At 73.9% G+C, this 19,883-nt stretch carries 19 protein-coding genes; 12 read left to right on the top strand and 7 right to left on the bottom strand.

Going from position 1 to position 19,883, the window contains the following annotated elements:
• Nucleotides 1-6: 6 nt before the first annotated feature.
• Nucleotides 7-804, bottom strand: coding sequence for a nucleotidyltransferase domain-containing protein (locus AC1RSJ_RS13965; protein WP_493119034.1), 798 nt, complete (start codon nucleotides 802-804; stop codon nucleotides 7-9).
• Nucleotides 805-1,027: 223 nt separating this feature from the next.
• Here AC1RSJ_RS13965 and AC1RSJ_RS13960 point away from each other — a divergent pair, with 223 nt between their 5' ends.
• Nucleotides 1,028-1,546, top strand: coding sequence for a hypothetical protein (locus AC1RSJ_RS13960; protein ID WP_493119033.1), 519 nt, complete (start codon nucleotides 1,028-1,030; stop codon nucleotides 1,544-1,546).
• Between the two features lie 108 nt (nucleotides 1,547-1,654).
• Nucleotides 1,655-2,650 carry a PHP domain-containing protein gene (locus tag AC1RSJ_RS13955; RefSeq protein WP_493119032.1) on the top strand — a complete coding sequence of 332 codons (996 nt, stop codon included), beginning with the start codon at nucleotides 1,655-1,657 and terminating at the stop codon, nucleotides 2,648-2,650.
• A gap of 49 nt (nucleotides 2,651-2,699) precedes the next feature.
• On the opposite strand, the gene AC1RSJ_RS13950 is transcribed toward AC1RSJ_RS13955, so the two are convergent.
• Together AC1RSJ_RS13950 and AC1RSJ_RS13945 are read right to left on the bottom strand one after the other, a co-directional pair.
• Entirely contained in the window at nucleotides 2,700-3,380 is a 681-nt protein-coding gene (locus tag AC1RSJ_RS13950; protein ID WP_493119031.1) for a DedA family protein, read from the bottom strand.
• Nucleotides 3,377-4,003: a TetR/AcrR family transcriptional regulator gene (locus AC1RSJ_RS13945; protein ID WP_493119030.1), complete on the bottom strand. Its 627-nt coding sequence runs from the start codon at nucleotides 4,001-4,003 to the stop codon at nucleotides 3,377-3,379. The genes AC1RSJ_RS13950 and AC1RSJ_RS13945 overlap by 4 nt, the downstream gene beginning before the upstream one ends.
• 178 nt (nucleotides 4,004-4,181) lie before the next feature.
• Between AC1RSJ_RS13945 and AC1RSJ_RS13940 the strand changes: the two genes are divergently transcribed.
• Nucleotides 4,182-6,158, top strand: coding sequence for a discoidin domain-containing protein (locus AC1RSJ_RS13940; protein ID WP_493119029.1), 1,977 nt, complete (start codon nucleotides 4,182-4,184; stop codon nucleotides 6,156-6,158).
• A gap of 105 nt (nucleotides 6,159-6,263) precedes the next feature.
• On the opposite strand, the gene AC1RSJ_RS13935 is transcribed toward AC1RSJ_RS13940, so the two are convergent.
• On the bottom strand, nucleotides 6,264-6,734 hold the full coding sequence (locus tag AC1RSJ_RS13935; protein WP_493119028.1) for a hypothetical protein: 471 nt from the start codon (nucleotides 6,732-6,734) through the stop codon (nucleotides 6,264-6,266).
• 104 nt (nucleotides 6,735-6,838) lie between these two features.
• On the opposite strand from AC1RSJ_RS13935, the gene AC1RSJ_RS13930 reads away from it, so the two are divergent.
• The 3 genes from AC1RSJ_RS13930 to AC1RSJ_RS13920 all read left to right on the top strand — a co-directional run bounded on the left by AC1RSJ_RS13930 (nucleotide 6,839) and on the right by AC1RSJ_RS13920 (nucleotide 9,821).
• The gene (locus AC1RSJ_RS13930) at nucleotides 6,839-7,546 is read left to right on the top strand and encodes a response regulator transcription factor (protein ID WP_493119026.1); all 708 of its coding nucleotides are present in this window, start codon (nucleotides 6,839-6,841) and stop codon (nucleotides 7,544-7,546) included.
• Nucleotides 7,543-8,937: a sensor histidine kinase gene (locus AC1RSJ_RS13925; RefSeq protein ID WP_493119025.1), complete on the top strand. Its 1,395-nt coding sequence runs from the start codon at nucleotides 7,543-7,545 to the stop codon at nucleotides 8,935-8,937. The genes AC1RSJ_RS13930 and AC1RSJ_RS13925 overlap by 4 nt, the downstream gene beginning before the upstream one ends.
• A 113-nt stretch (nucleotides 8,938-9,050) precedes the next feature.
• Nucleotides 9,051-9,821 (top strand): isocitrate lyase/PEP mutase family protein, encoded by a 771-nt coding sequence (locus AC1RSJ_RS13920; protein ID WP_493119024.1) that lies wholly within the window; start codon nucleotides 9,051-9,053, stop codon nucleotides 9,819-9,821.
• An 11-nt stretch (nucleotides 9,822-9,832) separates the two neighbouring features.
• Here the strand turns inward: AC1RSJ_RS13920 and AC1RSJ_RS13915 are convergent, their stop codons facing one another.
• Both AC1RSJ_RS13915 and AC1RSJ_RS13910 read right to left on the bottom strand, forming a co-directional pair.
• Nucleotides 9,833-10,828, bottom strand: coding sequence for a BPSS1187 family protein (locus AC1RSJ_RS13915; RefSeq protein ID WP_493119023.1), 996 nt, complete (start codon nucleotides 10,826-10,828; stop codon nucleotides 9,833-9,835).
• Nucleotides 10,829-10,957: 129 nt separating this feature from the next.
• On the bottom strand, nucleotides 10,958-11,824 hold the full coding sequence (locus AC1RSJ_RS13910) for a chitosanase (RefSeq protein ID WP_493119022.1): 867 nt from the start codon (nucleotides 11,822-11,824) through the stop codon (nucleotides 10,958-10,960).
• Between the two features lie 141 nt (nucleotides 11,825-11,965).
• Here AC1RSJ_RS13910 and AC1RSJ_RS13905 point away from each other — a divergent pair, with 141 nt between their 5' ends.
• The 6 genes from AC1RSJ_RS13905 to AC1RSJ_RS13880 all read left to right on the top strand — a co-directional run bounded on the left by AC1RSJ_RS13905 (nucleotide 11,966) and on the right by AC1RSJ_RS13880 (nucleotide 18,791).
• Complete coding sequence (locus AC1RSJ_RS13905) at nucleotides 11,966-13,195, top strand: ROK family transcriptional regulator (protein ID WP_493119021.1); 1,230 nt, start codon at nucleotides 11,966-11,968, stop codon at nucleotides 13,193-13,195.
• Nucleotides 13,196-13,259: 64 nt separating this feature from the next.
• Nucleotides 13,260-14,606, top strand: a complete 1,347-nt coding sequence (locus tag AC1RSJ_RS13900; protein ID WP_493119019.1) for an extracellular solute-binding protein — start codon at nucleotides 13,260-13,262, stop codon at nucleotides 14,604-14,606.
• Nucleotides 14,606-15,616: a carbohydrate ABC transporter permease gene (locus AC1RSJ_RS13895; RefSeq protein ID WP_493119018.1), complete on the top strand. Its 1,011-nt coding sequence runs from the start codon at nucleotides 14,606-14,608 to the stop codon at nucleotides 15,614-15,616. Before AC1RSJ_RS13900 ends, AC1RSJ_RS13895 begins: the two co-directional genes overlap by 1 nt.
• Complete coding sequence (locus AC1RSJ_RS13890; RefSeq protein WP_493119017.1) at nucleotides 15,613-16,518, top strand: carbohydrate ABC transporter permease; 906 nt, start codon at nucleotides 15,613-15,615, stop codon at nucleotides 16,516-16,518. The genes AC1RSJ_RS13895 and AC1RSJ_RS13890 overlap by 4 nt, the downstream gene beginning before the upstream one ends.
• A 1-nt stretch (nucleotide 16,519) precedes the next feature.
• Nucleotides 16,520-17,797, top strand: coding sequence for a 6-phospho-beta-glucosidase (locus tag AC1RSJ_RS13885; RefSeq protein ID WP_493119015.1), 1,278 nt, complete (start codon nucleotides 16,520-16,522; stop codon nucleotides 17,795-17,797).
• A gap of 16 nt (nucleotides 17,798-17,813) precedes the next feature.
• On the top strand, nucleotides 17,814-18,791 hold the full coding sequence (locus AC1RSJ_RS13880; RefSeq protein WP_493119014.1) for an N-acetylglucosamine kinase: 978 nt from the start codon (nucleotides 17,814-17,816) through the stop codon (nucleotides 18,789-18,791).
• Between the two features lie 57 nt (nucleotides 18,792-18,848).
• On the opposite strand, the gene AC1RSJ_RS13875 is transcribed toward AC1RSJ_RS13880, so the two are convergent.
• Nucleotides 18,849-19,883, bottom strand: a 1,035-nt coding sequence (locus AC1RSJ_RS13875) for an ATP-binding cassette domain-containing protein (RefSeq protein WP_493119013.1), incomplete at its 5' end; no start/stop codon positions are given.

Here is a 19,883-nt window from a genome sequence, read left to right as displayed (position 1 = left end):
GCTCTCCTAGCGGTATTCGGGGACGGCGGCGCGGGTGCGCCAGGCGAGCTCGTTGTCGAGCACGAAGTCGGACAGGGCGGCGTCGAAGTCGGGCTCGCCGCCGATTGCGTCGCGCACGGCGTCGTTCACGACGGCGATGAGCTCGGCGCCGGCCTCGGGCGTCTGCTCGGCGAGCACCCGGTCGGTCAGCGCGAGCCAGCCGTCGGGCAGGCCGGGCAGCGCGGCGGCGTCCGCCCGGAGGCGCTTCGGCCCGGTGTAGAGCGTGCGGTGCAGCGCGAGCATCGCGCGGTGCGCGGCCGTCACGGCGTGCACGGCGGACGACGCGGCGAGGAACGGGTCGCCGTCGCGCGCGGCGCACTCGAGGAAGTAGCCGGCGTGCAGCCAGACCTGGGGCACCTGCGCGGCGACGCGGCCCTCCCACTCCCGGTCGGAGAGCACGGCGGCGGCCGCGATCCGCTCGGCGAGGCGCTCGCCGCGGTCCCAGATGACGCGGGAGATGCGGAGGGAGTCGCGCATCGGCTCGTCGCCGCGGTCGGCCGCGTCGTCGAGCAGGGCCGGGGTGATCACCTTGATGTCGAAGTAGCCGTGATCCCAGTCGGCGCCCTCCTCATCGACGTAGATGATCCGGTGCTCGGCGACGGCGCGGGCGAAGGCGTCCTCGGTGACGACGAGGTAGAGGTCGATGTCGGAGTCGGGCCGCTCGGTGCCGCGGCCGACGGAGCCGGTGGCCAGCACGCCGAGCACCTCGGGGCGCCGCGACGCACGGTCGGCGTACGCCGCCAGCGCGCGCTCGTGGTGCTCCATCGCAGCCTCTCCGTCGAGGGATGCGCCGGCGGCGGCCCGCGCGGTTGAAACGTATCATTTCGCGAGCCCGGATCGCCAGTCGGGGACGGGTCGCGGACGGGCTTCCGGACGGCTCGCCGACCGGCGTCGTGGCGCCGGTACCCGGCCCGGATCATCCTGCCGGGGGAGCCGGATCGCGCGGGCGGCCGACGCCGTCCGTCCTGCGGCGCACTGGACTGGTCGCATGACCTCAGCACCCCTCCGTCCCTCCTCGGACGCGCGCCCCGCGAGCCGTCGCGGCCGTCTCATCGCCATCGTCGCGGCGCTCGTCGCGATCGGCCTCGCCGTCGCCGCCCTCGTGCTCGCCACGCCGGTCATGGACGCGCTCCACAAGCAGCACCGCGAGTCGTTCGCGACGCGCGCCGACGCCGAGCGCGGCTGGTCGGGCGTCCCGATGCCGTCGTGGATCCCCGACGACGCGACCGACCTGCGCAACCTCGCGACCACGGACGAGACGAACGCCGTCATCCGGGTCGACACGCCCGCGACCGAGCCGGTCGGCTGCACGACCGGGCAGCGCCACGGGATGCCGTCGCTCACCGCCGACTGGGTGCCCGAGCCCGCGAACGCCGGGGGCGGCCTCTGGCAGCCGACCGTCTGGCGCTGCGGGCCGTACGAGGTGATCCGCGCCGACGGCGGGCTGGTCGGCTGGTTCGCGGCGACGAGCCGTGGCGCGACCCCGGAGACGCAGCGCACGCCCTGACCCCGGCCTCCGCTCCGCGCCCGTCCGTGCGTTCCGCACCCTTTCGAACGGGTGCGGAATGCACAGAAGGGCGCGAGACACGGTCGCGCGGCGGGGTACCGTCGGCGCATGGACCCGCGCGAGGCGCTGCTCGAGATCGCGAGCCTGCTCGAGCGCGAGCGGGCGTCGCGCTACCGCGCCAAGGCGTTCCGCACGGCGGCCGCGGCGATCGAGGGACGACCGGATGCCGCGCTCCGCGATCCGTCCCGGCTGCGGTCGATCGCCGGGGTGGGCGACACCTCCGCGACGGTCATCGGGCAGGCGCTCGAGGGCCGCGTGCCCGACTACCTCGCCGACCTGCGCGAGCGCGCCGGCGTCACCGCGCCGACGGGACTCCGCGCGCGGCTGCGCGGCGACCTGCACGCGCACACCGAGTGGTCGGACGGCACGACGCCGATCGCCGCGATGGTCGACGCGGCGCGATCGCTCGGCCACGAGTACCTCGCCATCACCGACCACTCGCCGCGCCTCCGGGTCGCCCGCGGGCTCAGCGCCGAGCGGCTCGGCGAGCAGCTCGACGAGCTCGCCGGCCGCGGCGACGACGGGCTGCGGCTGCTCGCGGGCATCGAGGTGGACATCCTCGAGGACGGCGTGCTCGACCAGGAGCCCGGGATGCTCGACCGCCTCGATGTGGTGGTCGCGAGCGTGCACTCGAAGCTCCGCGCGGACCGGCGCACGATGACCCGGCGCATGCTCGGGGGCATCGCCGACCCGCACGTCGACGTGCTCGGCCACGTGACCGGCCGGCTCGTCTCCGGGGACCGGGGCACCCGCCCGCCGTCAGAATTCGACGCGGAGGCGGTGTTCGCCGCCTGCGCCGAGGCCGGCGTCGCGGTGGAGATCAACTCGCGGCCGGAGCGCGAGGATCCGCCGGACGAGCTCATCGCCCTCGCACTCGAGGCGGGCTGCCTGTTCTCGATCGACTCGGATGCGCACGCGCCCGGGCAGCTCGGGCTCATCGACTACGGGGCACGCCGGGCGGAGGCCGCGGGCATCGCGGACGAGCGGATCGTCACGACCTGGCCCGTGGAGCGCCTGCTGGAGTGGACCGGGCGGCGGCGGTAGGCGCGGAGTCCTCCGGCTTCGACGCGCCCTCGTCCCTCGTCCCTCGGCGCTACTCAGCCATCGAGGCGGGGCGAGTCCGGCGGTCGAGCCGCCAGGCGCGCACGCCCGCGATGAGCGACGCGAGGATGACGACGCCGGCCACCGCGTAGACGGCGGGACGCGCGACCGGCAGCGTGCCGACGAGATAGCCCGCGACGGTGATGAGCACGCCCCAGGTCAGCGCCCCCACGACGTTGGCGGTCGCGAAGCGCAGCCAGCTCATCCCCGCGATGCCCGCCACCGGCGGCACGACGACGCGCACCCACGGCATGTACCGACCGATGACCACCGACCACCAGCCGAACAGCGCGTAGAACCGCTCCGTCCGCGCGATCGCGGCCCGCGCGAACCGCCCGCGCCGCCGCGTCAGGTACGGGCGCCCGAGCCGCCGGCCGAGCGCGTAGCCGACCTGATCGCCGGCGACGGCGGCGATGCCGACGCCGGCGGCGAGCACGACGATCGAGAGCCGGTCGCTCGAGGCGGCCACGATCCCGGCGGCGAAGAGGAGGGAGTCGCCGCTGAGGAACGGCAGCACGATGCCGACCAGCAGCGCCGTGCCGACGAAGACGAGGCCCCACACCGAGAGGTAGAAGATCACGGGGCCGGCGGACTCGAACCAGCCGGCGACCTCGTCCTGCACGGCGGTCGGCATGGCGCCCCGCAGCGCGGACGACGCCACCAGTACCCTCACCGCGACCGGATCCGCTCGACGATGGACTCGATGACGAGCTCGACGGCGCCGGTCATCCCGACCGCGCCGTCGGAGAGCAGCCACTGCACCTGGAGGCCGTCCATCACCGCGATGATCGCGGCCGCGCCCTCGCGCACGTCCTCGCGATCGGCGGGCGCGCCGGCCGCATCCGCCAGCGCGCGCTCGACCATGCCGCGCAGCCCCTCGTAGCGCCCGCGGAAGTAGTCGCGGCCCGGGTGGTCGTCCGTGACGGCCTCGCCGGAGAGCACCGCGTAGGTCTGCACGATGCCGGGCCGTCCCTCGTTGCGCGCGACGGTCGACACGAGGTGGTCGAGGAACGCCGCCCCCTGCGGGGCTCCGCCCTCGAGGTCGGCGACGCCGCTCGCGTCGCGGTAGTCCAGGAGTGCGAGCAGCAGCCCCTCCTTCGACCCGAAGTGGTGCAGCACGCCCGCGTGCGTCATGCCGGCGATCTCGGCGATCTCGGCGAGCGAGCCGTTGCGGAAGCCGCGGTCGCCGAACACGGTCATCGCGGCGCGGAGGATCTCCTCGCGGCGCTCGGCCGTGCGGGCGCGCGGGCGCCGCACCTGGGCCGCGGCGGGCACGCGGCCGGACGCTGAGCTCACGCGGGCCTCCTCCTGCGGTCGCCTGCCGCCGTCGATCCGCGCGGAGGTCCGCCCGAATACTTACAATCCAGTAAGCAAGTGTGGCACCATGGGGCCACCTCGCCGCGGTGCGACCTCGCCCCGCGGTCTCCCCAGAGTAGAGGCCGCGCACCGGCGCGCGGCCCGGAAGGCGTCGACGATGATGACCGCTCCGCACCCCGCATCCCCGCACCGCGCGCGCCGTCCGCGGACCGTCGCGGCGCTCGCCGCCGCCGCCCTCGCGGTGTCCGGCGCGCTGGCCGCCGCACCCGCGCTGGCGACCCCGTCGGCACCGTCCTCCCCGGCCACCGCGCCCCAGGCCCGCGTCTGGCTGACCACGCTCGATCGGAGCCAGGCGCTCACCGAGCAGGCGCCCGTCGCCTTCACCACGTCCGGCTCGACGGCGGCCACCATCGTCGTCGATCCGGAGACCTCGTACCAGAGCATGGACGGCTTCGGGGCGGCGCTGACCGACTCCTCCGCCGCCGTGCTCATGGGCCTCGACACGGCCACGCGCGACGCGACCATGCGCGACGTGTTCGACCCGACGACCGGCATCGGCATGAGCCTGCTGCGCCAGCCGATCGGATCGAGCGACTTCACGGCCGCGGCGCAGCACTACACCTACGACGACGTGCCGGCCGGGTCGACCGACTTCCTGCAGCGGCACTTCAGCATCCAGCACGACCGCGCGCAGATCCTCCCGCTGCTGCGGCAGGCGAAGCAGCTCAACCCGCAGCTCAAGATCGTGGCGAGCCCGTGGAGCCCGCCCGCCTGGATGAAGACCTCCGGCTCGCTCGTCGGCGGGCAGCTCAAGGACTCGCCGGCCTACGCCGCCTCCTACGCGCTCTACCTCACGAAGTTCGCGCAGGCGTATGCGAAGGAGGGCGTGCCGGTCGACTTCATCACCGTGCAGAACGAGCCGCAGAACCGCGCGCCGTCCGCGTACCCGGGCACCGACATGCCGGTCGCGACGGAGGCGCGGGTCATCTCGTACCTCGGCCCGCTGCTGAAGCTCGCGAGCCCGCGCACGAAGATCCTCGGCTACGACCACAACTGGTCGACGCACCCCGGCGACATCGCGACGACGCCCGCCGGGCAGGATCCGGAGACCGACTACCCGGCGAAGCTGCTGCGGTCGTCCGCCGCGAAGTGGATCGCCGGCACCGCGTACCACTGCTACTCGGGCGACCCGAGTGCGCAGACGGCGCTGCACGACCGGTTCCCGCAGAAGGGCATCTGGTTCACCGAGTGCTCCGGCTCGCACGGCGCCGGCGACCCGCCCGAGCAGGTGTTCTCGGACACGCTGAAGTGGCACGCCCGTACCATCACCGTCGGCGTGACCCGCAACTGGGCCAAGTCGACCGCGAACTGGAACCTCGCGCTCGACGAGCAGGGCGGGCCGCACCTCGGCGGCTGCGACACCTGCAGCGGCGTCGTGACGACCCTGGCGGACGGCTCGGTGCGCAGGGACGCGGAGTACTACACGATCGGGCACCTGTCGAAGTTCGTGAAGCCGGGAGCGGTGCGCATCGCGAGCTCGAGCTTCGGCACGACGGGCTGGAACGGGCAGATCACGGATGTCGCGTTCCGCAACCCGGACGGCTCGACCGCGCTCGTCGTGCACAACGAGAACGACGCCCCGCGCACCTTCGCGGTCGCCCAGGGCGGGCGCTCGTTCGAGTACACGCTGCCCGGCGGATCGCTCGCCACCTTCACCTGGGCGGCGTCCGCGGCGCTGGTCGACGACCTCCACCCGGTGTCGATCGCCGGCGCGACCGCGACGTCGTCGATCGGCACCGATGCGGCGCTCGCGGTCGACGGCGACGCCTCGACCCGGTTCTCGACGGGTGCTTCGCAGGAGCCCGGTCAGTCGCTCACGGTCGACCTCGGCGCGACGCGGGGCTTCCGGCAGGTCGCCATCGACAGCGGCGACAGCACGGGCGACTTCGCCCGCGGCTGGAGCCTGGAGGCGTCCTCGGACGGGACGACGTGGACGTCGCTGTCCTCGGGCACCGGGGCCGGGCAGCTGACCCGGGTCGACGTCCCGACGACGAGCGCCCGCTGGCTGCGGGTGACCACCACCTCGGCGTCGGGCAGCTGGTGGAGCGTGGCGGATCTCCGGCTCTACGCCTGAACCGTCCCCGCTCCGGACAGACGGAACGGCCGGACGCCCCTGCGTCCGGCCGTTCCTGAAGTGCCTCCCGATCGCCGTCCCAGAGCGATCGGAGGGCGACGGCGCTCAGTCGTCCCGACCGGAGCCGCCGTGTCCGCCGCCGTGACCGGAGTCGTCCGATCCGCCGGAGTGCGAGGAGCCCGATCCGGAGCTGCCGGAGCCCGAGCTGCCGGAGCCCGAGCTGCCGGACTGTCCGCCGTGGTCGTCGCCGACGTCGTGGCCGGCGCCGTCGTCCTGGCCGGAGTGGCGCGGGAGGTTGTCGTCGCCGACGTCGTGGCCGGCGCCGTCGTCCTGGCCGGAGTGGCGGGGCAGGTTGTCGTCGCCGGGCTCCGCGGTCGGAGAGGAGCTCGGGTCGGAGGAGGCGGAGGGCGACGAGGTCGGCGAGTCGGTGCCGCGGTCGTCGACGACGACGCCCGGCACCCGGCCGAGGTCGCTGGTCTGGGTGGCGTTGAGCGTGGCGGCGTTGACGGCGACGCCGCCCGCGGCGAGGGCGAGCACACCGGCGATGCCGGCTGCGATGGCGAGCTGCTTCTTCATGTCTCCGACGCTAGGCACCCGGCGTCGAAGACGGGCCCCTCGGATATCCAAGAAACGTCCAAGATCGCGGGGGTGCACGCCGCCGACCCCGGATGATGAGTCCCATGCACGCCCTGCTCGTGGAGGACGACTCCTCCCTCGCCGCCGGCATCGCCGACGCCCTCCAGTCGGCCGCCATCGAGGTGACGCGCGTCGGGACGGGCGCGGACGCGCTCGCCGCGGCCGCGGGCGGCGCGCCCGACATCGTGCTGCTCGACCTCGGCCTGCCCGACATGGACGGCACGGAGGTCGCCCGGGCGCTGCGCGCGGAGGGCGGCGTGCCGATCATCGTCATCAGCGCACGCAGCGAGGAGCTCGACCGTGTGCTCGCCCTCGAGCTCGGCGCCGACGACTACCTCGTGAAGCCGTTCGGCATGCGCGAGCTGCTCGCGCGCATCCGCGCGGTCACGCGGCGCACCGCCGCGGCGGGCGCGGCGGAGGAGCCGGACGGCCCCGATCTCGGCGCGCTCGCGGTCGACGACCGCGCCCGGCGGGTGACCCTTGCCGGCGAGGAGCTGCACCTCACTCCGACCGAGTTCGAGCTGCTGCGGTACTTCGCGTCCGATCCGGGAGCCGTCCGACGGCGGGCGGACATCCTCCGCGACGTCTGGAACACCGAGTGGTTCGGCGCCACGAAGACGCTCGACGCGCACGTCGCCGCGCTGCGCCGCAAGCTCGGCGGGGCCGACTGGATCCAGTCGGTGCGGGGCGTCGGCTTCCGCTTCGAGGTGCAGCAGCCGGGCGCGACCGCGGGCGCGGGGTCGGCGCCGTGATCTGGCGGATCATGGCCGCGCTCATCGCCGTGGTGGTCATCGCGCTGCTCGTGCAGGACATCCCGCTCGCCTCCTACCTGCGCGAGACGGAGGAGCAGCGGCTCACCGCGACGCTCGAGCGCGACGCGTTCGTGCTCGCCGGGCGGTCCGCCTCCGCGCTCGAGGCCGGGACGGACGCGGACGTCGCGACGGTGCGCGACCTCGCGGAGAACTACAGCGCGGAGAGCGGCGCGCGCCTCGTCATCGTCGACGCGAGCGGCGTCGCGGTCGCGACGAGCGACGAGGGCGACGCCGCGGTCGGCGACGACTTCGCCACCCGTCCGGAGTTCGAGACCGCGCTCGGCGGCGATCCGGCCTCGGGGGAGCGGTTCTCCGAGACGCTCGGCGGCGAGCTGCTGTTCGCGGCCGTGCCGGTGATCTCCGGCAACACGACGGTCGGCGCGGTGCGGGTCACCTACGACGACCGCCAGATCACGCAGGCGGTGACGGGCAAGCTCTGGAGCCTCGGGATCGTGGGCGTCACGACGGCGCTGCTCGCCGCCGCGATCGGCTTCATCCTGTCGCGCTCCATCACCCGGCGGCTCCGGCTGCTCCGCGACGCCACCGAGCGGTTCGCGCGCGGCGATCGTGCGGTGCGGGCGGATGCCGGCTCCGGTGCGCCGGAGCTGCGCTCGCTCGCCGGCTCGTTCAACGGCATGGCGGAGCGGATCGACGGGCTGCTCCAGCAGCAGCGCTCGTTCGCCGGGGATGCGTCGCACCAGCTGCGGTCGCCGCTGACGTCGGTGCGGCTGCGCCTCGAGCGGGCGCGCGAGCTCGTCGGCGTCGATCCCGAGGGCGCCGCCGACCGGCTCGAGGTCGCGGAGGCCGAGCTCGACCGGCTCGACGAGCTCGTCGAGGGGCTGCTGGTGCTGAGCCGCGCCGAGGACGCCGCCGACCCCTCGCCCGTCGACGCCGCGGCGCTCGCCGAGGAGCGCGTCGCCGCCTGGGGCGCCCTCGCTGAGGAGCGCGGCGTCGTGGTGGAGGCCGATGCGCCGCGGAGCGCGATCGTGCTCGCCGTGCCGACCGCGCTCGAGCAGGTGATCGACAACCTCGTCGACAACGCGATCGCGGCGGGCGCGCACCGCATCCGCGTCGTGGTCGCGGCGGACGGCGCCGGCATCGCGACGCGCGTGGTCGACGACGGGCCCGGGATGACGGCGGAGCAGCGTGCGCGGGCGTTCGACCGGTTCTGGCGCGGCCGCAACGACGACCTCGGCACGGGACTCGGGCTCGCGATCGTGGCGCAGCTCGCCCGAGCCTCCGGCGCGACCGCGCGGCTGGACCCGGCCGACGGCGGCGGGCTCGCGGCGTCGGTGGTGTGGCGCGCGGCGGCGGCCGATGCGGCGTCCTGACCCGTGCTCCGACGAGTGCTTCGACCGGTGCCCGGACCGCGTGCTCTGATCGTTCGCTGAGCCTTCCAGCGGCGTTCCGGCGGAGCGTCGGCGACCCTCGCTAGCGTCGGGGCATGAGCACTGCAGAGAAGGCAACCGCCCTCAAGGCCCTCCACGAGGCCCCCGAGATCCTCCGTGTCGTCAACGTCTGGGACGCGGTCTCCGCGAAGGCCGTCGCCGACCTCCCGGGCACGAAGGCCATCGCGACGGCGGGGCACTCGATCGCCGCCAGCCATGGATATGCCGATGGCGGCATGCCCCTCGACCTCGCTCTCGCCGGCGCGAAGACCGTCGTCGACGCCGTCGACCTGCCGGTCACCGCGGACCTCGACGACGGCTACGACGAGCCGGGGGAGACCATCCGCCGCGCCATCGGGCTCGGCATCGTCGGCGCCAACGTGGAGGACCGCCTCCGTCCGTTCGACGAGTCGGTCGCGCGCGTGCGCAGCATCGTCGCGGCGGCACGCGCCGAGGGCGTCGACTTCCAGCTCAACGCGCGCACCGACGCCATCGCGCGCGGCGGCGACCGCCCGCTCGACGACAGCATCGCCGACGCGATCGAGCGCGGCCGCGCGTTCCTCGCCGAGGGCGCCTCGCTCGTCTTCGTTCCCGGCCCGATCAGCCGCGAGACCGCCGAGCGGCTCGTGGAGGGGCTCGGCCGCAACAAGCTCAGCGTGATCGGCCTGCCCGGCAATCTCGCCGCCGCGGAGTACGAGGCGCTCGGCGTCGCCCGCATCTCGTACGGGCCGCTGACGCAGCGCGTGGCGCTGCGCGCGCTGCGCGACCTCGCCGGCGACCTCTACGGCTCGGGCGTCATCCCGGAGGACACTCCGGCGCTCAACTGATCGGGCGGCGGCTAGGCCGGCTCGCGCACCTGCTTCAGCATCCACTTCCAGGTGCGCTCGAACACCGGCAGGCCGCCCTCGCCGCGCGGCACGCCGTCGCTGACGGACTGGCCGTGCGCCTCGCGCGGGCTGCCGACCTCCCGCGAGCTCAGCAGCGTATGCGACCCGATCGGCGCGCGGGTCGCCGTGTTCCGGTCCGCGTCGCCCATGCCGAGCTTCGACCACGACGGCAGGATGCGCCCGGCGTACATGTCGGTCGTGAGGCAGAAGCCGTACATCCGCGACGGCGGGGTCTTCCCCGGCTCGTCCATCCAGCGCGCCGAGACGTCCTGGTAGGTCTCCACGGGGGAGGAGAACATCAGCACGCCCTGCACGCGGTGGTGGTGCGAGATGAACGCCGACATCCCACCGCCCTGCGAGTGCCCGGCGAGCACGATGTCGCTCCAGCGGATGCCGGTCTCCGACGTGTCGTCGAGGAACGTGCTCCAGTCGCCGCGCTTGTCGTGCTGGGTGAGGTAGCCGAGCGCCTCCTTGAGTCGCGACAGCACGGAGTTGTTCGCCGTGATGCGGGAGAACTTCGAGCCGTGGGTGCCGTCGAACCGGTTGCGCTGGAACTGGTCGTAGCAGTCCGCGTCCGGTCCGCAGGTGTTCGTGAGCGAGGTGCCGATGTTCCAGTAGTCCAGCCCGAGCACCGTGTAGTCCTCGTCGGAGGCGGTGTCGAGGAACGCGCGGTAGTCGGCCGGCACGGCGTTCGTGGCGGGCAGGAACAGCAGCAGCGGGGAGCCGGGCTCGCCGTGCCGCGCGAGGTTCAGCGCGTTCGGGTTGCCCTTGAGCCCCTCCAGCGACGGCAGGCGGAACTGCAGCAGGCGACCCCGGTCGACGGTGTCGGCGGCGGGATCCGTCGGGGTCGTCGAGGGCGCCGGCGCGCCGGTAGTCGCGCACCCCGCCAGCACGGCGGAGGCGACCAGCGCACCGAGGACGGCGGCGGCGAGGCGGCGGAGGCGCACCCTGACAAGCTAGGCGACGAAGCCTCGGATCACCTCAGCGCGGCGGCCTCGAGCCGGTGAGGGCGCTCAGCCGCGGGTCGGGCCGGCACGGCGCGCGTTCAGGCACGGTGTCGGTCAGGCAGGCGTCGATCAGCCGATGCGGTACGGGTCGCCGTACACGCTCCACTCCAGCGGCGGCGTGAGGTCGAGGTTGCCGGCGCGCAGGAACACCCGCTGCGCGGTGTCGATGCGGGTCGTGTCCTCGTGCGCCGCCTCCACCTTCATCGCCGCGACGCGGGCGTCGAGGAACGCATCGAGGTAGGCGGTCTCGTCGCCGCCCTGCGCCGGCGGCGTCGCGTGCGCGAGCGCGCGGGCGCGGATCGCGCCGAAGCTCGGCCAGTCGTCGCCCGGCCCGTGCACCACGATCGCGTCGTAGTACGCGAACTGCCCGAGCGCGCGCAGCCCGTCCGCCTTCGCCTGCGACACCGCCGGGTCGAAGTAGACACGATCGCGCTCGGAGTCCTGCGCGGCGCGGAAGCCGGCGTCGTCCTCGAGCGACTGCCACGCGGCGACGTAGGGGTCGCCGAGCCCCTCGTGCGAGTCGGTGCCGTCGACGGCCTCGAGGGCGGGCAGGAACGGCTCGAGCACGTTGCCGGGGTGGTCGGCCGTGAACGCCCGCACGAGCTCGAGCATGTCGTGCGTGCCGGAGGTGAACCCGATGATGCCGCCGGTGTAGCCGCGGCCGTCGCCGATGTCCTCGATGTAGCCGTACTGGGCCTGCCAGTCGAGCGAGGAGTTCTCGGCGCTCGACACGAGCCGCATCGCGATGTCCTTCTCGGCCGGGTCGTCGAGGCCGGGCGCTCCGGCGCGCGCCGTGGGGGAGGCCGTGCGCACGGGGGTCGTCGAGTCCGCGGGCGCCACCGCGCATCCGCACAGGACGGCGAGCCCGAGCACGGCGACCAGCGCGGTCAGGGGCTGCCGCCGCGCGCGGCCGCCGGCGTCCATCGTCATCGACATCGCCAGCACGGTACTCCGCCCACCGCCATCGGGAAGGTTTGTTTACAGAACCGTAACAGAAACAGAAAACAACCCTTCCTATTCCGTCGCGGCTCGCGTAGGGTCCCGGAACTACCACCCGCGACGACCGAGAGGCACCCGATGAGCGACAGCTGGCGCGGCCGCCCGGCGCACCTCCGCGTGCTCAACGACCGGGCGGCGCTCGCGCTGCTGCTCGACTCCGGCCCCATGACGCGCAACGAGATCGCGCGCCGTACGGGCCTGAGCAAGCCGACCGCCGCGGAGATCATCCGCCGGCTCGAGAGCGCCGGCCTGCTGCGCGAGCGGGGCGTGGAGTCGACCGGACGCCGCGGTCCCAGCGCCGTGGTCTACGAGGCGATCGTCGACGGCCACCTCGCGGTCGCGGTCGACGTGCAGCTCGTCGACGTCCGGTCCCGCGTCGTCGATGCGCTCGGTCGCGAGTACCCCGCCGTCGAGTACCGCATGACGCCCGACGAGGTCGTCTCCGACGCCGTCGGCATCATCGGCGCCGCCGTCGAGCGGGCCGCCCGCGCCGCGGGCCTCGACGCGGATGACATCACGTCGGTCGCGGTCGGCGTGCAGGCCTCCGTCGACCACGGCTCGGATCGGCTCATCTTCACCGACGGCCTCGCCGGCTGGCCGCGCGAGCAGGTCGCCGAGACGCTCTCCGACCGGCTCGGGATGCGCGTGGAGGTCGAGAACGACGCGAACCTCGCGGCGGTGGCGGAGCGCCGCGCCGGCGCGGGGCGCGACGCCCAGTCGTTCGCGCTGCTGTGGCTCGCGGAGGGCCTCGGCATGGCGCTCGACATCGGCGGCCGGGTGCACTCCGGCGCGTCCGGCGCCGCCGGCGAGACCGGCTACCTCGCCGTGCCCGCCGACGCCCGCGAGCTCGAGCCGGATGCCGATGTGATCGCCGACCTCGTGTCCGAGGACGCGCTCGTGGCCCTCGCGGCGCGCCACGGGATCGCGGGGACGTGGACCGACGTGCTCGCCGCCCTCGGCGGGCTCGACTCGGAGCATCCGCTCATGACGGAGCTGGGGGAGCGCGTCGGGCACACGGCGCTGCCCGTGCTCGCAGTCGCCGACCCGGACTTCGTGATCCTCCACGGCCCCACCGGCATCGCCGGCGGCGCCGCGCTCGCCCGCGCGACCACCCGCTGGCTCCGCACCGCGACGCGCTGGACGACGGAGGCCGTCGCCCCCGGCGTCGTCGACGCCCCGGTGCTCCGCGGTGCGGGCGGCCTGCTCATCGACCGCCTCCGCGAGCGCCTCGCCGACACGGTGAGCGCGCTCGACGCGGCCGACCCGTCCGCGGATCCCGCCGCGGCCGCCGCATCGCCCGCCCCCTGACCTCCCGATCCGCTCCTGCACCACCCCACCTCCCACGCAGCACCTCGCCACTCCAGGAGTCCCCATGAGAAACGTCCATCAGCGCACCCGGGTGCGGCGCCTCGGCGCCGTGCTCGCGGCCGGTATCACCGCCTCGCTCGTGCTCGCCGGCTGCAGCGGCGGAGGCGGCGGCGACGCGATCGCCGACAAGGCCCCCGCGAAGCTCGAGGGCACGGTGAGCCTCTGGCACTTCTTCACCGGCCGCGAGGCCGGCGTGATCAAGGGCGTCGTCGACGACTTCGAGAAGGCAAACCCCGGGCTGAAGGTCGAGATCCACGACGGCCAGGACGACGAGAAGCTGCAGAAGGCCATCTCGTCGGGGCAGAACATCGACGTCGGACTCTCGTACTCGACCGCCATCGTCGGCTCGTTCTGCTCGTCGGGCGCGTTCCGCGACCTCGGGCCGTACATCACGCGCGACAAGGTCGATGTGAACGACATCCCGAAGGCCGTGCGCGAGTACACGGAGTACCAGGGCACCCGGTGCACGCTGCCGGCGCTGGCCGACGTCAGCGCGCTGATGTACAACACCGACGCGTTCGCCGCGGCCGGCATCACGTCGCCGCCGAAGAACCTCGACGAGCTCAAGGCGGACGGCCTCAAGCTCACGACCTACAACGCCGACGGCTCGATCAAGACGCTCGGCTTCAACCCCCTGATCGACTTCTACGAGAACTCGCCGGAGCACTTCGCGCCGATGATCGACGGCGAATGGCTCGATCAGGACCAGAAGTCGGTGATCGGCTCGTCCGAGGGCTGGAAGAAGCTGTTCCAGTGGCAGAAGGACTTCGTCGACGCCATCGGCTACGACAAGCTGAAGACCTTCACCTCCGGCCTCGGCCAGGAGTTCTCCGCCGACAACGCGTTCCAGACCGGGCAGGTCGCGATGGAGATCGACGGCGAGTACCGCACCGCGTTCCTGGCCGATCAGGTGCCCGACTTCTCCTACGGCGTCGCGCCGACGCCCGTGCTCGACGGCTACGGCCACTACGGCTCGACCTACATCGCGGGCAACGTGGCGGGCATCGCGAAGGGCTCGCAGCATCCGGAGCTCGCCTGGGCGCTGCTGAAGTACCTGGCGACCGACACCGGCGCGCAGGTGAAGCTCGCGAACGGCCTGAAGAACGTGCCGACGATCACGTCGGCGCTGTCGTCGCCCGACCTCGAGGTGGACCAGAACTACCAGGTCTTCATCGACGGGGCGAAGGACGAGCACACCATCACCTCGCCGGGCACGTCGGACGGCGCGAGCTACCTCGGCCTGTTCGGCAAGACCTGGGTGAGCTGGCAGGAGGACGGCGGCGATCTCGACAAGCTCCTGAAGAAGCTCGACACCGACATCGACAACGCCAACGCGCTGGCGGGCCCCTGATGACGGTCGGCACGCCGACGGCCGGACCGGCGACGGCGCTCGCCGGGGCGGGGCCCTCCCGCCCCGCCCCGGCGCGGCGGCGCCGCTCGGCGGAGGCGCATCGCCGCCGGGTGGCGCTCCTGCTGCTCACGCCGGCGCTGCTCGGGCTCGCGGTGTTCTTCGTGTACCCGCTGCTCGCGTCGATCTACTACTCATTCACCCGCTACAACCAGCTGCAGGCGCCCGAGTGGATCGGGCTGCGCAACTACGAGTTCCTGTTCACGCAGGATCCGCAGATCGCGGACGCCGCCCTCAACACGCTCTGGTTCGTCGTCGTCCTCGTGCCGATCAAGATCGTGACGGCGCTGCTCGTCGCCGGCCTGCTGTCCCGAGTGCGCTCCGGCGCGGGCTTCTGGCGCACGCTGTTCTACCTGCCCGCGCTCGTGCCGCCCGTGGCGAGCGTGGTGGCCTTCGTGTTCCTGTTCAACCCGGGTACCGGCCCGGTGAACCAGGTGCTCGGGTTCCTCGGGATCAGGGGGCCGCTCTGGTTCAACGACCCGGACTGGTCGAAGCCCTCGCTCGTCATCCTCGGCGTCTGGGTGATGGGCGACATCATGATCATCTTCCTGGCGGCCCTCCTCGACGTGCCGCGGGAGCTCTACGAGGCCGCGTCCCTCGACGGGGCGAACGGGCCCCAGCAGGTGCGCCACGTCACGCTGCCCGGCATCGCGCCGGTGCTCGGCTTCGCGGTCGTGACCGGGGTGATCGCCGCGCTGCAGTACTTCACGGAGGCGGCGGTCGCCTCCGGCGTCGCCTCCGGCAAGGCGACGGTCGGCGGCGGCACCGCGGCGAACCTCGGCTATCCGGGCACGTCGCTGCTCACCTACACGCAGTGGCTCTACGTGCGCGGCTTCGCGAACTACCAGTTCGGCTACGCCTCCGCGATGGCGGTCGTGCTGTTCGTCATCACCGCGGTCGTGCTCGTGTTCACCATCCGCCGCATCAGCGTCTTCCGGGCGGAGCCGTCATGACCGCGGTCTCGGAGCCGGCGGTCGCGCGCCGCGCCGGCTCGTCGGGTACCAGGGGACGCCGTCGCGACACGGGCCGCGGGCCGTCGCGCCTCGTCGTCTGGATCGCGGAGCACACCGCGCTCGCCGTCATCGGGGTGCTGATCATCCTGCCGATCGTGTTCGTCGTGCTCACGTCGTTCATGTCGAGCACGCAGGCGCTGACGGCGTCGATCGTGCCGACGACCTGGGAATGGGGCAACTACCTGCGCGTCTTCACGGAGCTGCCGCTCGCGCGCTGGTTCGGCAACTCCGCGCTCTACGCGGTGCTCGCGACGGCGTTCATGCTCGTGTCGAGCGTGCCGGCCGCCTACGCCCTCGCGCAGATCCGGTTCCGCGGCTCCGGCCTCATCTTCACGGCGCTCATCGTGGCCATGCTGCTCCCGCCGCAGGTCACCGCGGTGCCGGTGTACGTGCTCTGGAGCCAGCTCCACCTCACGGGCACGCTCTGGCCGCTGATCCTGCCGAACCTGCTCGGCGACGCCTTCAGCATCTTCCTGCTGCGGCAGTTCTTCCTCACCATCCCGAAGGAGTATGCCGACGCGGCGCGGATGGACGGCTGCGGCGAGCTCGGCGTGCTGTGGCGCGTGATCGTGCCGATGGCGCGGCCGGGCATCGCCTCCGCGGCGCTGTTCCTCTTCTTCAACTCGTGGAACGACTACTACGGGCCGCTGCTCTACACGTCGGAGAACGACGCGTCGTGGCCGGTGGCGTACGGGCTCGCGACGTTCCGCGGCCAGCACGGCACCGACTGGAGCATCACGATGGCGATGACCGTCGTGATCATGGTGCCCGTCGTCGTGCTGTTCTTCTTCGCGCAGAAGGCCCTCGTCGAGGGCATCGCGCTCACCGGAGTGAAAGGCTGACATGAAACTCTCCGTCGTCGGCGGCGGCTCGACCTACACGCCCGAGCTCGTGGACGGGTTCGCCCGCCTCCGCGACCGGCTCCCGGTCGACGAGCTCTGGCTCATCGACCCCGACCCGGTGCGCCGCGAGCTCGTCGGCGGGGTGGCGCAGCGGATGTTCGCGCACGCCGGGCATCCGGGCACCGTCCACGTCACCGACGACCTCGTCGCGGGCGTCGCGGATGCCGACGCGGTCATGTTCCAGCTGCGGATCGGCGGGCAGGCCGCGCGGCAGCAGGACGAGACCTGGCCGCACGAGGTGCACTGCATCGGGCAGGAGACGACCGGTCCGGGCGGCTTCGCGAAGGCGCTCCGCACGGTGCCCGTCATCCTCGACGCCGCGGAGATCGTGCGCCGGCACGCGAAGCCGGACGCCTGGATCGTCGACTTCACGAACCCGGTCGGGATCGTGACCCGCGCGCTGCTCGAGGCCGGGCACCGCGCGGTGGGGCTCTGCAACGTGGCGATCGGCTTCCAGCGCCGGTTCGCCGCCGAGCTCGGCGTCGACCACCGCGCCGTGCGCCTCGATCACGTGGGGCTCAACCACCTCACCTGGGAACGCGGGGTGCTCGTGCGCGACGCGGACGGCTCCGAGCGCGACGTGCTGCCCGGGATGCTCGACTCGGGGCTGGACGCGCTCGCCGAGAGCGTGCACATGCCCGCCGACCTGCTGCGGCTGCAGCGCGCGGTGCCCTCGTACTATCTGCGCTACTTCTACTCCCACGACGTCGTGCTCGACGAGCAGCTGCACGAGCGCACGCGCGCGGAGGCGGTCATGGAGACGGAGGCCGCGCTGCTGCAGCGGTACGCCGATCCGGCGACCGTGGAGAAGCCGGCCGAGCTCGAGCAGCGCGGCGGCGCCTACTACTCGGACGCGGCGATCCAGGTGATCTCGTCGATCCTCGGCGACGCGGGCGACGTGCAGGTGCTCAACGTGCGCAACGACGGCCGGATGCCGTTCCTGCCCGACGACCACGTGATCGAGGTGCCCGCTCGCGTGACGGCCGGGTCGATCGTCGCGGAGCCGCTGACCTCGCCGCTCGACGCGGACCAGGCAGGACTCGTCTCCGCCGTGGCCGGCTACGAGCGGCTTGCGCTCGAGGCCGCGGTGCACGGCGGCCGCGACCGGGTGCTCCGCGCGATGTGGGCGCATCCGCTCGTGCAGCAGGTGGACCGCGCCGAGCGGCTCACGGATCTGCTGCTGGCGGCGAACGCGGACTTCCTGCCGTGGGCGAGGTGAGGGCTCCGTGGGCGACGTGACCCGCCCGATCGTGCTCGCCGTCGACGGCGGCGGCAGCAAGACCGACGTGCTCGCGGTCGGCCTCGACGGCGCCGTGCTCGGGCACGCCCGCGGACCGGCCAGCAACCCGCAGACGGTCGGCTGGGAGGTCGCACGGGCCCTGCTCGACGGCCTCCGCACGGAGGCGCTCTCCGGGCTCGACGTCGAGGTGCTGCGCACGCACGTCTACCTCGCCGGCATGGACCTGCCGGCCGAGATCGCCGTCGCCCGCGAGCGGCTCGCGCACTGGGGCGCCGCGGCATCCGGGCCCGACGTGCTCGACAACGACCTGTTCGCGCTGCTGCGTGCCGGCACCCTCTCGCGCGACGCCGTCGCCGTGGTCTGCGGCACCGGCATCAACGCGCTGGGCGTCCGCGCCGACGGGGCGACGGCGCGCTTCGCGGCGCTCGGCGACATCTCCGGCGACTGGGGCGGCGGCGCGTGGCTCGGCAACCGCGCGCTCTGGCACGCAGCCCGCGCCGTCGACGGACGCGGACCGGCCACCCGGCTCAGCGCCGACGTCCCCGCCGCACTCGGCCTCGCCTCCGTGCAGGACGTGATCGAGGGGTTCCACTTCGGCCGCCTGCCGTCGCACGCGATCAATCGGCTCAGCCCGGTGCTGCTCGCGGCCGCGGATGCCGGCGACGCCGTCGCCGCGACGACGGTGCAGCAGCAGGCGGACGAGATCGTGACGATGGCCGTCACGGCGATGCGCCGGCTCGGGATGCTCGGCGAGCACCTCCCGGTGGTGCTCGGCGGCGGGGTGCTCGCGGCCGGCTCGCCGTCGCTCGACGGTGCGGTCGCGGCGGGGCTGGGCTCGGTGGCGCCGGGTGCCGTGCCGGTGCACGTGACGGCGCCGCCGGTCGTCGGCGCGGGGCTGGCGGCACTCGAGGCCGCCGGGGCGGATGCCGGGGCGCTCGACCGCTTCCGCGCGGAGCTCGCCCCGGTCGCCTGAGTCCGCTTCGGATGGCTGAGCCTGTCGAAGCCCTGCTCAACCCGCTGGCGCGCCTCCTCAGGCTTCGGTGATGCGTGCCGTCACGGTCACGCCGCCGAGCTCGACGACCCGATCCCCGTCCCGCCGGTCCGCACCGCGGTGCGACACGAGCACGACGATCCGGTCCGCGGTCGCCGCCCGCACATCCGCGATGACCGCGTCGGCGGTGGGCTCGTCGAGGTGCGCGGTCGGCTCGTCGAGCAGCAGCAGCTCCGACCTCCGCAGCAGCGCGCGTGCGACGGCGAGGCGCTGGCGCTCGCCGCCCGACATCCGCGACCCGTCGCGTCCGACCCGGTCGTCGAGCCGATCGGCCCAGCCGGCGAGCCCCGCCAGCCCGAGCGCCTCGCGCAGCTCGTCGTCGTGCGGCCGGTCGTCCCGGGGCCGGGCGACGAGCAGGTTGCCCCGCACGGTCGAGTCGAAGACGTGGGCGTCCTGCGGGCACCACGACACGTGCTCGCGCACGGCCGCCTCGGCCAGCAGGTCGGCGGGCACGCCGTCGAGCGCGATGCGGCCGCGCCGCGCGGGCAGCACCCCGAGCAGCGCCGTGAGCACGGTCGACTTGCCCGAGCCCGAGGGTCCGTCGAGCACGGTCCAGGCCGTCCGGTCGAGTCGCGCGTCGATCCCGGTCACCGCATCGGCGTCGGCGCCCGGCCAGCGGAGGCTCACGTCGTCGAGCTCGACCCGGTCGAGCGGCTCGTCGAGCCGGCCGCCGTCGCGCTCCGGCTCCGGCCGCGCGAACGGGTCGAGCCGCCGGGCCGCCTCGAGCACGGCGGGTGCGCGCCGGACGCTCTGCGCGAGGCCGCCGAGCGGCTCCGCCATGCCGAGCCCGAGCATCGCGATCACGGCGACGAGCTCGGGCGCGGCGCCGGGTGCGAGCACCGGCACCGCGGCCGCGAGCACGGCACCGCAGGCCGCGACGACGGCGCCGCCGAGTCCGGTCGCGAGGGCCGCACGCCGGTCGGCCGTGCGGGCGGCGGCGATGTCGTCCGCCAGCCGCGCGCGCCACGTGTCGGCGATGCCGTTCGCCCGCAGCTCGTCCGCGGCCGGCAGCAC

This window comes from Schumannella sp. GW821-FHT10F01, from assembly GCF_058809295.1.
The sequence above is the reverse complement of the archived record's forward strand: the minus strand, read 5'-3'. Positions and strand labels throughout refer to the sequence as shown.